Annotated in this window: 14 protein-coding genes; 1 reads left to right on the top strand and 13 read right to left on the bottom strand. The window is 35.8% G+C overall.

Features of this window, described 5'->3' with window-relative positions; translation table 11 throughout:
• Positions 1-16: 16 nt before the first annotated feature.
• From uvrC to RWM19_RS00555, 3 genes are read right to left on the bottom strand one after another with little or no spacing between them, the layout of a single operon-like run.
• Complete coding sequence (gene uvrC / locus RWM19_RS00545) at positions 17-1,801, bottom strand: excinuclease ABC subunit UvrC (protein WP_313982606.1); 1,785 nt, start codon at positions 1,799-1,801, stop codon at positions 17-19.
• Positions 1,802-1,810: 9 nt separating this feature from the next.
• On the bottom strand, positions 1,811-4,123 hold the full coding sequence (locus RWM19_RS00550) for an endonuclease MutS2 (RefSeq protein ID WP_313982608.1): 2,313 nt from the start codon (positions 4,121-4,123) through the stop codon (positions 1,811-1,813).
• Positions 4,124-4,131: 8 nt separating this feature from the next.
• Entirely contained in the window at positions 4,132-4,791 is a 660-nt protein-coding gene (locus RWM19_RS00555; RefSeq protein WP_294023211.1) for a CvpA family protein, read from the bottom strand.
• 72 nt (positions 4,792-4,863) lie between these two features.
• On the opposite strand from RWM19_RS00555, the gene rnhC reads away from it, so the two are divergent.
• Entirely contained in the window at positions 4,864-5,736 is an 873-nt protein-coding gene (gene rnhC, locus RWM19_RS00560) for a ribonuclease HIII (RefSeq protein ID WP_294023212.1), read from the top strand.
• 26 nt (positions 5,737-5,762) lie between these two features.
• Here the strand turns inward: rnhC and RWM19_RS00565 are convergent, their stop codons facing one another.
• The 10 genes from RWM19_RS00565 to lspA all read right to left on the bottom strand — a co-directional run bounded on the left by RWM19_RS00565 (position 5,763) and on the right by lspA (position 13,674).
• A complete protein-coding gene (locus tag RWM19_RS00565; RefSeq protein WP_313982611.1) occupies positions 5,763-6,428 on the bottom strand; it encodes an LURP-one-related family protein in 666 nt (221 codons plus the stop codon).
• A gap of 79 nt (positions 6,429-6,507) precedes the next feature.
• Positions 6,508-6,960 carry an 8-oxo-dGTP diphosphatase gene (locus RWM19_RS00570; protein ID WP_313982613.1) on the bottom strand — a complete coding sequence of 151 codons (453 nt, stop codon included), beginning with the start codon at positions 6,958-6,960 and terminating at the stop codon, positions 6,508-6,510.
• A gap of 39 nt (positions 6,961-6,999) precedes the next feature.
• Positions 7,000-7,632, bottom strand: a complete 633-nt coding sequence (gene pyrE, locus RWM19_RS00575) for an orotate phosphoribosyltransferase (RefSeq protein WP_313982615.1) — start codon at positions 7,630-7,632, stop codon at positions 7,000-7,002.
• A 1-nt stretch (position 7,633) separates the two neighbouring features.
• The gene (gene pyrF / locus RWM19_RS00580; protein ID WP_313982617.1) at positions 7,634-8,338 is read right to left on the bottom strand and encodes an orotidine-5'-phosphate decarboxylase; all 705 of its coding nucleotides are present in this window, start codon (positions 8,336-8,338) and stop codon (positions 7,634-7,636) included.
• Between the two features lie 35 nt (positions 8,339-8,373).
• Complete coding sequence (locus RWM19_RS00585) at positions 8,374-9,711, bottom strand: dicarboxylate/amino acid:cation symporter (protein ID WP_313982619.1); 1,338 nt, start codon at positions 9,709-9,711, stop codon at positions 8,374-8,376.
• Positions 9,712-9,897: 186 nt separating this feature from the next.
• Positions 9,898-10,980 carry an alpha/beta hydrolase-fold protein gene (locus tag RWM19_RS00590; protein WP_313982621.1) on the bottom strand — a complete coding sequence of 361 codons (1,083 nt, stop codon included), beginning with the start codon at positions 10,978-10,980 and terminating at the stop codon, positions 9,898-9,900.
• 42 nt (positions 10,981-11,022) lie between these two features.
• Entirely contained in the window at positions 11,023-11,517 is a 495-nt protein-coding gene (locus tag RWM19_RS00595; RefSeq protein WP_313982623.1) for a dCMP deaminase family protein, read from the bottom strand.
• Positions 11,518-11,520: 3 nt separating this feature from the next.
• Positions 11,521-12,321: a rhomboid family intramembrane serine protease gene (locus tag RWM19_RS00600; RefSeq protein WP_313982625.1), complete on the bottom strand. Its 801-nt coding sequence runs from the start codon at positions 12,319-12,321 to the stop codon at positions 11,521-11,523.
• Positions 12,321-13,235, bottom strand: coding sequence for an RluA family pseudouridine synthase (locus tag RWM19_RS00605; RefSeq protein WP_313982627.1), 915 nt, complete (start codon positions 13,233-13,235; stop codon positions 12,321-12,323). The genes RWM19_RS00600 and RWM19_RS00605 overlap by 1 nt, the downstream gene beginning before the upstream one ends.
• Positions 13,207-13,674 carry a signal peptidase II gene (gene lspA, locus RWM19_RS00610; protein WP_313982629.1) on the bottom strand — a complete coding sequence of 156 codons (468 nt, stop codon included), beginning with the start codon at positions 13,672-13,674 and terminating at the stop codon, positions 13,207-13,209. The genes RWM19_RS00605 and lspA overlap by 29 nt, the downstream gene beginning before the upstream one ends.
• Between the last annotated feature and the right edge of the window lie 6 nt (positions 13,675-13,680).

Raw genomic sequence — 13,680 nt, forward strand, 5'->3', positions numbered from 1 at the left:
CGAATACCGATGTGCTTTATGCATCGGTATTTTCATATGCTTGATGCAATGCATCATATACAGCTTTTGCTACTTCTAAAGGTACAACCTTCGCAATGTCTTCAGCCGTTGCGGCTTTTAGATTTGTGAAGTTGCCGAACTCCTTTAATAATAACTTCTTACGTTTAGGACCTACACCGGCAATCTCATCTAAAACAGATTTAGTCTGTGCCTTTGTGCGCAGCTTTCGATGATACGTAATCGCAACACGGTGAACTTCATCCTGCATACGTGTTAGCAAGAAGAATAAACCAGAATCTTTATCGATATCAAAGATATCACCGTTTGTATCCATTAAGGCATTTGTGCTGTGTTTATCATCCTTTACCAAACCCATTAACTTGATTGCATCCGATAAATCAAGTGAATCTAGAATTTCCTTTGCTGCGTCAATCTGTGTTCTACCACCATCAACAATAATACCATCTGGCATTCTAGTCCCTTCTTTTAGCATACGGAAATAACGGCGATAGATAACTTCCTTCATTGAATCCACATCAGAATTCCCTGTATGTAGCTTATATAAGCGATAATTCTTACGATCTGGATATCCATCTTCATATATAACACATGAGGCAACTGTAAAAGCCCCACTAATATGAGAGTTATCAAATAACTCAACACGATTCATCGGGTGTTTTGCAATTTCACAAAGCTGTGATACAGCTTGTTCTGTTAATTTATCTTGTCTTGCGACCGCATTGAACTTAAGGTCTAATTGTTTTTTAGCATTTTCAACGCACATATCTAAGAGTTTCACTTTATAACCCTTTTGCGGTTGAAAGATAGGCATATCTAATACTTCCTGTAATGCTGTAACATCTAACTCCATCGGCAATACAAGTTCGCGAACAGATGGATGCTCTTGGTAATACTGTACTAAGAAAGATGTAAATTCTTCTTCTGCATCACCATAAAGTGGTCTAAGTCGGAATTCCTTGTTCAGAATTGTTCCTTCACGCACTAAGAATCCAGTAATCGCAAGATAACCTTTTTTAGCATACCAAGCAAAAACATCTCGTGAGCCGCGGTTATCTTTTTCAATATTTTGCTTGTCATTTACTACATGGCGTATTGACTCTAACATCTCTTTATATTCTTGCGCTTTTTCAAACTCAAGTGCTTGGCTAGCTTCTAACATCTTTGTTTGTAACTCGACTTCTACATCTTTGGTATCACCATTCATGAAACGAACAACTTTATCGCTCATCTCATCATAGACCTTTGGATCTATATCAAATTCACATGGTCCAATACATTGATGCATGTGATAGTACAAGCATACCTTAGGTTCCAAGTGTGTACATCTTCTAAATGGATAGAGTGATTGTAATAGTTTTAAAGTTGTTCTAGCAGCTGTCGCATCTGGAAATGGTCCAAAGTACTTTGCCTTCTTATCTTTCTTTGCATCGCGTGCTATTAATAAACGTGGATACTTTTCTTTCGTCAGTTTGATATATGGATAAGATGAATCATCGATAAATTGAATATTATATTTTGGACGATATTTCTTGATTAAGTTAATTTCTAATACCAAAGCTTCTTTTTCACTTCGTGTGACGATAAAGTCAAAATCATCGATATTACTAACCATTTTAGTCGTCTTAAAATCGTGCGCACCAACAAAGTATTGGTTCACACGATTATGAAGATTCTTTGCCTTACCAACGTAGATGATTTCTCCGTTTTTATCCTTCATCTGATAACTACCTGGTTCATTTGGTAAGTTCTTTAGTTTTGCTTTGATATATTCTTTATCCATTGTATTCCTTTAGTTTAATGTTACTACAGTTGCGCCTGTTCCACCTTCTTGAGGCATTCCTAGTCTAAATTCTTTAACCGACTTATCACTACGTAATTTATCATGTACAGCCTTACGTAACTTACCTGTACCATCTCCATGAATAATACGGAATGTCTTAAGACCATGAATCTTTGCTTGATCCATATAGTCTTTCATCTTTTCAATTCCTTCATCTACATGCATACCAATTAAGTTACATTCAAGTGACATGCTTGCATAGATGTTATGTGAACGTATATGTACAGATGTATTTGTCTTGTTCTTTGGAATGACATGTGAACTTGGGCGAATCTGATTTTTCTTTACATGAATCATTCTACCATTAAGACTCACAGTAATTTCTTTTCTTCCAATCTTGATTACTTCGCATACTTGATTGGAAGAACGTAGTTCTACCGCATCACCAACATGATAGGTGATATTGTCATAATTCGTTTCATCCACTTCTTCGAGTGGTTGAATCTTCTTTAATTGATTACGTACATTGAGCACTTCATGATACTTTGCTTGTTCATTGCGCATTTGTGCAAGAATTTCATCTGCCTTATTTTGTGCTTCTTCAATGTATTGGTTGGCTTCAGCTTGTGCATTCTTTTGCCAATCATCTTTTTCTTTTAAGAGTTGATTACGCTCTTTAATAAGAGATTCCTGTAATGCCTTTACTTCCGCAATCTTTTGACTAAGCTCATCATTCTTTAAGGTTGTTTCATTTAACTGTGTTTCTAAACGTTCAATCAAAATATCTTCTTGTGATTTGGCTTGTTCTTTTAAGAAAGAAGCATACTTAATAATTGATTTAGGCAACCCATATCGTTCCGCAATTTCAAACGCATTCGATTGTCCTGTTAAACCTTCGATAAAACGATATGTAGGCTCTAGCTTCTCTTGGTCAAATTGAACACTTGCGACCATAATATCGTCGTGGCGTTTGCCATATGCTTTTAAACGGCCATAGTGTGTTGTTGCAACGCATGTTGCTTTAACATCTCTTAAATAATTCAAGATAGAAATTGCCAGACTCTCACCCTCTTTAGGATCTGTACCAGAGCCAACTTCATCCATGAGTACTAAACTATTTTCTGTTGCGCTACGAATAATTTCAGCTTGTTTCTTGATATGTGCACTAAAACTTGATAAAGATTCTACAACAGATTGATCATCACCAATGTCCACAAACACATTATCAAAGAAAGGAATGATAGCACTTTCTGCAGTGACAGGAATACCAACATAAGTCATTAAGACGAATAGACCAATCACTTTCATAGATACAGTTTTGCCACCTGTATTTGGACCAGTAATTAAAAGAATACGTTTTGGATCACGTAAATGATAGTTATTCGCCACTACCTTCTTTGGATCAATAAGAGGATGTTTGGCACGTATAATTTCAATTTCCTTTTGTTCTGTGAGTTCGGCCGCAACACCATCATGAAGTTTACCCCATTGAGCTTTCGCAAAGATAGCATCTAAGATACCACATGTTTCAATATTGGATATTTCTTCATCCGCAATCGATGATACACTTCTTGATAACATCGTCAAGATACGATGAATCTCCTCTTTTTCTTTCTCAACAAGTTCCATCTTACGATTATTTAAACCAACAAGTGATGCAGGTTCAATATATGATGCTTGTTTTGACGCACTATCACCATGCAGTAAACCACCATACATATTCTTATCTGATGCTTTCACCAAGATAACTGCACGACCATTTCGCATTGTCACAATAGAGTCAACCACACTATCTGAATGACTTACTACAAATCGATTTGCGGCAGTTGCGATTTCACCATCAATGCGCGATAAACTACTACGAATCGACTTTAACTCTGTCGAAGCTTTATCCATTACTTCACCATATTGATTTAAACAATTACCTATCTCTTTTGCGATTTTCTCATGAACAATTAATGTATCATATAGGTCTTGTAGATGTTCGTGTGCTAAAGCATTCATCGATTTAAAATAATTTAATATTCCTTGAATGCCTTGTATCAAAAACATCTCATCAATTAATTCTTGTGCGGTTAAAGTTCTACCCTTTTTTGCGTTTAATAAAATATCTTTTAAATCCTTTATTTGAGACATTGGTAAACGATCTTCATGAATACACATTGCAAGTGCTTCTTTCATGTATGCATGTTCACGACGTATCACAAGTGGGTCAAATGATGGTTTGATGGTATCTACGTATTCAATGCCAAGTGAAAAAGAACATTGTTTTTTTACCTGTTCTAATATCACATTCAATTCTAGACTACCAATTACACTCATACTAACTCCTATTTCATCAGTTTACTTTCATCAACAAACCCATTATCTTTTAACCAGTTTTCAACTGCGTTTCGTTGTAAATCAGTTAATGTCTTTGTGCCATCTTCAATCTTTGAGAAACCTTCACTACTAAATAATGGCCCTAAATAATCCTTTGCAACCAGCTGTGTCACTTGGTTTACTTGTTTAAACAAGGAATTTTCTACAATATAGCTACTATTCTTAAAGAGTGGTGTACATAAGAATACCGTAATCACAACAATCCATACAAAGGCCTCTAAAACACCAAAAGCAGCACCTAATAGCGCACTAATCGCATGAATTCCAGGAACTTTATGTACGCCCTTTGCGATGCGGTCAACTACAAAGAATAAAATACGCAAAACTAAGAATAATAAGATAAACCAAGCTATCTGATTAACATATGTTTTCGCAACTTCCTCTAATGGCGAACCTGCTAAACCAAGATATTTACTCGGAACAATTGTAACGTATTTTGCAAATACACCACATAATATCCAAGCAATCCAATATGAAATAATAGAACCTACAAGTCCTATCAACCGGCGTAAAATACCGGTATTGTATCCTTGCGCTGCTTTTAAAACAAAAAATATAACGATAAAAGCACTAAAATAAATTGCCCAATTTTCTTGTAAAGTGAACATAAAGAATCCTCCTCTATAAAGATGATAAAACAAAACAGTGCAAACTTCCAACAGCATGATAAAATATAATGCATGAATAACACAATTACTTTAAAACTCAAATCGTTTCAAGAGGAACAATTGTTCAAAACTTTTAGCGAATTTCAAACTACACCTCCACAGTATGCAAAATGGCAATTAAAACCAGAAAACTGTGTCATTACTTGTTATACATCAGGTAAAACTGTATTCCAAGGAAAAGACGCAAATGTATACGCAGCAGCTTTTATGCAGGGACAAGATGAAATTCCAAATACCGCTACGACAAATCAATATCCCCAAGCGGGTAGTGATGAAGTTGGTACTGGCGATTACTTTGGGCCAGTATGTGTATGTGCTAGTTACGTTACACAAGATAATGTCGATTTCCTTATAAAGCTTGGTGTACGTGACTCTAAACAAATGAGTGATGCGGATATGTTAAAGATTGGACCTTTACTTATGGAGCGTATTCCTCATAGTTTATTGATTGTACCTCCACAAAAATACAATCGAGTACATGAGTCAAATAACCTAAACGCTATTAAGGCAAAGTTGCATAACCAAGCCTATATCAACCTTGCTAAGAAAATAGAACTTCCAAGTTTTAAGATTATTGATCAATTTACACCAGAAACTTCTTATTATCGCTATCTGAAAAATGAGCCACAAATTATTCGTGGTATTCATTTTGAAACAAAAGCAGAAGATAAATACTTATCCGTCGCTGTTGGTTCTATCATCTCACGTTATGGTTTTCTAAAAACATGGGAAGAAATGGAGAAAAAATATAACATGACTCTACCGAAAGGATCAGGAGATAAAGTAGATATCGTTGCACAAGCGTTTGTTGAACGATATGGACTCGAGCGCCTTGGGGAAATTGCTAAATTACATTTTAAAAATACAGAAAAAATACGTGTATGAATCATCAATACACGTATTTTTATAACTTACATATTACTATTATGAGAATGAGATGAAGAACGATTTGCGTTTCTTCTAGCCATCAGCATATTCTCTAACGTGATGACAATCGCGACTACAGTCGTTTCTTCATTTACATCATACAAATCAATACAATATTTATCACGCATAGATAATAGTTTCTGTCCTACAACCGCAATGACACGTTCTTGATTGTTATATAATACAAAGTTCAAATTTGTAAAATCACCCTGTAAAGTCCAACCAAGTTCATCAATGGTAAATTTCATATCCAAAAAGCGGAATAAGTCTTTAGAAAGTTCAAATGACGTTCCACCAACGATATCAATGTAGTGAATTAAGTGAAGTGAAAATAACTTTCTTTCAATCTTTGCGACAACTCTATCTTGTGCATCCGTAATCGTTGTTTCATTTGTAAAAGAAAATAATTTTGAAGATGAATGATAGACTACATTATCATTTTCATCCGTTACATCAATATCTTTATGAAAGCTAAATAAATATCGACTCGTATAGAGTGATTTTGCTGGTTCACCATAGTCATTATAATTACGAATATCGGTTTTCTCTCCTGCAGAGTGATATCTTTGCAATGTTGTCGCAAAAACAAAAATTCCTACAACTAAAATCACCATCAGAATAAACACTGGCTGCATTATCTCAATATACATAATGATTCCTCCTAATGAACGAACTTTATATCTACTACTATAGTATCACGTTCATATCGTAAAAGAAAAAAACAGAATATCACTTTAAGTGTATATTCCATTCTTCATTTACTTTTTGATAGTAAAACTCTGTAATATCAGGATCTTCAAATACACGAATCAAAACATCCATGTCGACTGATAACTTCAATTTCAAAAAGTCTTCACGCTTTATCCAAGATACATTTCCCTCATTAGAAGAGATAATATCACCAGTAAAAGTATTACATGTATACAAGAATACGATATACCGGCTACCATCAGAATTTACCCAATCTTTCACTCCGCAAAGTTTAGGGTTTTGAATATTTAATCCTGTTTCTTCTTTTACCTCACGGATTACAGAATCAACAATCGATTCATCATCCTCTACATGACCACCAGGAAAGGTAAACCCCGGCCAATCTTTCTTTTGTCTATCGATAACAAGAATTTCATCACCTTTGGTAATCATACAAAGATTTGTAAGTGTTACTAATTTTCTTCTGTCCATGTATGCCATTATAAAAGAGTTAATGATAATTTGAAAGAATTATTTTAACATCCAGCTTTCATCACTTGGATTATTTCTAAAGTGTAAGAGTGCTTCTACATCACTGTCTTTGATGTAATTTTCTGCTACTGCAACTGATAACAGTGTATCGTAATCAGAAGCAGATACATTCCGTACATTGTGTTCTGCCAAACGCTCTGTCGCCTTACGCATACCATACGTAAAGATAGATGCGATACCTAATACTTCCGCTCCTTCTTTACGTAGTACTTCTACAACTTCAACGGCTGAACCTGCCGTAGAAATCAAGTCTTCAATAACCACAATCTTTGCGTTATCTATGAGCTTACCTTCAATTTGATTTTGACGTCCATGATCTTTTGAAGATGTACGTACATACCCCATTGGGAAACCAAGTATTGTGGCAACGATTGCCGCATGCGCAATACCTGCAGTACTTGTACCCATAACCATATTACATGATGGATATTCTTTACGAATAATTTCTGCTAAAGCATTTTCTACATCTTCACGAACCTTTGGATAAGAAAGCGTCAAACGATTATCACAATAGATTGGAGACTTGATACCACTCGCCCATGTAAATGGGTCTTGTGGCTTTAAAAATACTGCTTGGATGTCTAATAGGTCTTTGGCAATACGTTTTTTCATCTTATTCTTCTCCTGTCTGAAATTGTTTTGTGGCTAAGCGATACGCTTCTACTGGATTTTCTGCTTTTGTAATAGATCTTCCTACAACGATATAGTCAGAACCCAATTGATGTGCAATTGCAGGTGTAGTCACACGCTTTTGGTCACCCTTGCTATCTGTCGCAAAGCGAATACCTGGAGTAACCGTTTGGAAGTCTTCGCCACATACCTTTTTAACAATTTCTACTTCCAATGGAGAACATACTACACCATCACAACCTGCCTTCTTCGCATTTAATGCGTATTGAGCAACTGTTTCCTGCATCGTTTGTGGAATGAGTAATTCTTCGTGCATAGCTTCCTCTGTTGTACTGGTTAATTGTGTTACCGCAAGTAAGATTGCCTTGCTTCCATGATCATCTAATGCTTTGCGTGCAGCCTTCATCATTTCAATTGTTCCTGCCGCATGGACATTGACCATGTCAACATCCAACTGTGCAAGCATGCTCATCGCATGATAAACCGTATTAGGAATATCGTGTAATTTCAAATCAAGAAAGATTTGATGTCCTTGCTGCTTGATTTGTCTAACGATTTCTGGACCATTACCATAGAAGACTTCCATACCAATCTTGACATATGGTTTTTCATCCTTGAATTGTTGTAGAAACTCTAGTGTTTTTTCCTGGCTGTTAAAGTCACATGCGATGATTACTTCTTTACTCATTTTGTTCTCCTCCTGTATTTTGTATATGAATTTGATTATAGTTTTTCGTATGCTTCTACATCTAATGCTCCTTCACTCTTTGCAACGGCGATTGCACAAGCACTATCACCAACTACATTGAGGGATGTTACTAGCATCTCAATCGGACGGTTGATTGCGAGAATTAATGTATATGTCATTAATGCAAGTTCATTGTTGAAACCTACACCACTTAGGATTGTAAATAGAATGACTGCACCTGCACCAGGTGCTGCTGGTGTTCCTACAGATGCAACGATTGCTAGGAAACCGATTGTAAGAATACTTGTAAATGTCATTGGATATCCAGCACATCCAGCAATAAAGATCGTTGCGATAACCTGCATAATTGCAGTACCATCCATGTTAACTGTCATACCAAGTGGCAGTACAAAGGATGCGATTTCCTCATTTACACCAAGTTCTTCAATAGTTGTCTTCATGTTTAGTGGAAGCGTTGCGGCACTGGAAGATGTTGAGAATCCAAATAATGCTACCTTAAATATCTTCTTAACAAATGGAATTGGATTTAAACCAGTTGATAATTTAATAAATAACGCATATCCCGTCACAAGCACAAGTAATAAGATACATACCGTTAAGAGTACATAAGCGATAGCAGGTTGTAGGTGTGTTACACCATAACTTGCACAAGTTCTAACAATTAAGCAGAAGATGGCAATTGGTCCAAAGTGATTGATAACAATATCTAGGAATACCGTTATAATTGCGTTAATTTCTTCGCATAGTTTTACAAGTACTGTAACTTTATCCTGTAAGTGATTGATACAGATACCTACCATCGCTGCACTAACTACTACCGCAAGTACTGCACCATTATTCCCAAATGCTGTAGTAATATTGTTTGGAATCGCATTAACAACAATCATAAGAGGATTTTTAGCAGCTGTTCCAGTAGCTTGTGTTAAGTCTACGGCACTATTGGTAAATACCCCTGCATTATATGCTACAAGCCCTGCCAGTGCCGCAATCACAATGGCACATATCGTTGTTAACATAAAATATCCAATTGTCTTACCAGAGATACGACCTAACTTCTTTGTATCAGAAATATGTATCATTGCTAGTACAATACTTGTAAATACCATTGGAATGATAACTACTTGTAATGCACGTACGAATAATTGTCCAACAATGTAGAAGATACCAATCGCTTTCTCATTTCCTTCGGCAGAAATATCTGCGAAAAACAGATTATTAATCGTATTCCATAGTTCTGCCTGATTTCCCTTCATTAATATTTCTCTTAGAAAAATCACTAATAAACCAACAATGAGACCACAGCCTAATGCACCCATCATTTTCACTGTCAGATTTCTCGATGTCTTCTTCATTTTACATTCTCCTTTTTCATAAAAAAAACAACCTTTGCACAAAATATACAAAGGTTGTAAGTAATCTATTACAAGTTCCTCTAAAAAAACTACTAGAGTGTAATCTATCATCGCCTTCATAGTATCTCGTACTATATTAAAGCCTGTTTTTTCTGTTAACTAGGATACAATATTCAATCTGATTCGTCAATCATGAATTAACGAACTTAACGCATCCCTCTTCGCTATCATCTGACTAAGAATTGGTAGAGAATTAAAGATATATAATCTTTTCGCATGATAGTCATGTTCTTCATTTGCGGCAAGTAATAATGTAAAATTTCCTTCTACTTCATCACTATCATAATGAAATATGTCTGGATGTTGTTTCATATCGTCTATTTGCATCTTTACCGTTCGATACGCAAAATCCTTTGTGCCTGTAAGTGTTAATACATAAAAGTCGTCTGCTGTATATCCTTGTGCAATGATTGCATTTTCTAAAAGTTGTGCTGTCCAAGCTGGATTATCACGACCATATTGCGCTACTGTAGTACGGTTTCCCCAGTATAGCGATCCACTAAAAGGCACATAGTATCTAAAGTATCTCATGCTATCCATCATGCGATACCATGTTGTGACGGCACCCATGGAAAATCCCAAGAAGATACGATGATCTCTTGAAGCGATTAAGTCTTCTTCACTTGTAGAGCTAGCATATGTATGATATGCATTTTCAAATTGTGGTATCAAATCATTCTGTAGTTCTTTGCCAAAAGCTTCCGTTAAACTTGCATCATAATCATCTGTATCCATATCGACATTATCGTGATAATAGGACGCAAATACCATTAACATTGGCTTCATCTCTTTCTTTTCAATCAGATGATCAATTACATTTTTTATATCTGTTAAATCATCTAATTCACCCGGAAAGGAAGTTACATCTCCCGTATGACCATGCATGGTATACACAACATCATATCGTTCTGTACTTGTTTCATATCCGTACGGAATATATACATACGCATATTTCTTCATGACTCTGTCTTGATAGTCATAGGTATTTGTCATGTAGTCAAAGCGTACAACTTTACCCTGTTGTTTTGCGGGAACCATATATCCTTCAGGTACGTTGTGTATCCCTAACGAAATAGATGAGTTTTTCTGGATTTCTAGGTATGGTTGAAACACTAGTTCTTCAGTATCTGTTTTATTTGTTAATTCATTTGTCGTACATCCGACTAGGATTGAAGTCACTAATAGGATTACGATAATCAATTTTTTCATCTTTACCTTCTTTCATTAGAAAGTGAGAAGATTCCAAATCTTCTATAATTCTGGATTTGGAATCTTTTCAACATTTAAATGAATTGTATCTTTGAGTTGTACTAACTCTACACCAGCAGCTTTTAACATACGCTTGCTGGCGATATTAGTATCAACTCCATTATATTTATCAGATTCATATACAATGCGATGAATACCAGATTGAATAATTGCCTTCGCACATTCATTGCATGGGAATAAAGATACATAAATCGTACATCCTGTAACCGGCCACTTCGAATTTAAAATAGCATTTAACTCTGCATGTACAACAAAGGCATACTTAGAATCCAAAGTATCGCCATCACGTCCCCAAGGGAAAACTTCATCAGAACATCCCTTTGGAAAACCATTATAACCAACAGATACAACGCGGTGGTTATCATCAACAATCGCTGCACCAACCTTTGTATTAGGATCTTTTGAACGTAAGGCTGATAAATGCGCAAGACCCATAAAATACTCGTCCCAACTTAAGATATTATCTTGTTTTGTCATAATCTATTCCTTTCCTAGAACCTGTACAAATCCATCATCTAATCCATATACAGTATCCAATCTTTCAGCTAAGAAAATAGAATACTGATGCAATGGACCATCATTCAAAATTTGCAATACCTTTAAATCTGTCCCTAGATATCGAGAACGCGTTGGGACATAGCGATTCTGCCATGAAATAAAGCATAAAACTCCAACTAACCCAACAAGAGCGACAATATGATTTACACGTTTGCAAACCTCTGCTTTATCTGTTGTAATAAATCCATACATAATCAGTCCTGTCACAAAGCCACCTAAATGTGCGTGTACAGAAATATTTGGCAAGAAGTTCAATAAGAGATTGATAAACAACATATTCACGAGCGCCGCACGTACCGGAGGAATTCTCCAACCACCAGTACGTAAAATCAATGTCACATACGCTGCTAGTAACCCATAAATACCACCAGAAAGTCCTACAACAAAACTATTTTCTGGTGAAGCTAGTACAAATAGAGATCCCACAATAATTGAAGGTATTAGTATCAACAGATATCTTCTAATCCCTAATAATGGTTCAAAGACTTTGCCAAGTGATAATAAAGCCATCATGTTCATCGCTAAATGCCATAAATGAACATGAACAAAACCTGCTGTTAATAATCGCCAAAACTCACCTGCTAAAACAAAAGGTTTATAGAAAGCACCAATCAAAATTGAATTTGTAATTGTACTATCACTTGGAAATAATTGAATAAACACCCATACCACAAAACATATTGCGATAATACTATTTGTCGCAATTGTCTTTCTTTGTTTCATTAGGCTACCCTCTTACGAAGAATATTTAATAACTTTTCAAAGTATTCTGGTAGTGGTGCATGGAATGTCATCGTTTCCCCTGTTGTAGGATGAACTAACGTTAATTCACTGGCGTGTAGTACCTGACCTTGTGTATCCATATATGGACATGGCTGCCCATACTTTTCATCTCCCATCACTGGATGATTGATATATTTCATATGTGCTCTAATTTGATGCGTTCTTCCTGTTTCTAAACGACATTCGAGGTAAGTTGCAACATTAAAACGTTCTAACACATGGAAATGAGTTCTAGCATCACGACTATTTTCTTCAGTTACCTTCATGCGTTGACGATCACGCGGATCACGTCCAATTGGCGCATCCACTAAACCATCATCATGTGTGATGTTTCCAACAACGATAGTTTTATAAACACGATGACAAGTCTTATTCTCCAACTGCTTAGCAATCGCTTCATGTGCTTTGTCATTCTTACATGCCACAATACAACCTGTCGTATCTTTATCGATACGATGAACGATACCCGGACGAATCACACCATTAATACCCGATAAATCCTTACAATGATATAACAGTGCATTTACCATCGTATTAGAATAATTACCAGGTGCTGGATGAACGACCATACCCTTTGGCTTATTGATAACGATAATATCATGATCTTCATATAGAATATCTAATGGAATATTCTCAGGAAGAATATCTACTGGACGATCTTCTGGTACATCACAACAGATTTCATCACCTGCCACAACCTTTAATGAACTCTTTGCGACTTTTCCATTGACGAATATCATGCCATCATCTGCAAGCTGTTGTACACGCGTTCTAGATAGTTCTGTATTTAAACTTAGATATTTATCTAATCTTTCTTTTGTATCTTCACTTACGATCCACGTTTGTTTTGCCATTTTTTTCTTCCTTCCATGTTGCGATTAGCAATAAGAATACACCAATACATAAAGCCATGTCCGCAACATTAAACACTGGGAAATCATAGCCAAAAATATAGAAATTTAAGAAGTCTCTAACATAATTTAAGAATAGTCGATCAATTAGATTCCCTGCCGCACCACCTATCATTAATGCAAGAGATATTCCTGTTAATATATCTGGTTTCTTTACAAATAGATACCAACCCATAACACCAATCGCCACTGCCGCAACAAGAGCAAGTACACCTTGTTGTCCAGATAGCAATGACCATGCCATACCAGTGTTTTGTACGTATGTAATATGAAAGAAACCTTCTATTACAGGGATATCATGAAACAACCCTAAACTAGCTGCCCACATCTTTGAAAATAAATCAATTAATACTGTAACGATAATAATACCGATATAAATCATAGCTAC

Source organism: uncultured Solobacterium sp. (assembly GCF_963517755.1).
Taxonomy (GTDB): domain Bacteria; phylum Bacillota_I; class Bacilli_A; order Erysipelotrichales; family Erysipelotrichaceae; genus Bulleidia.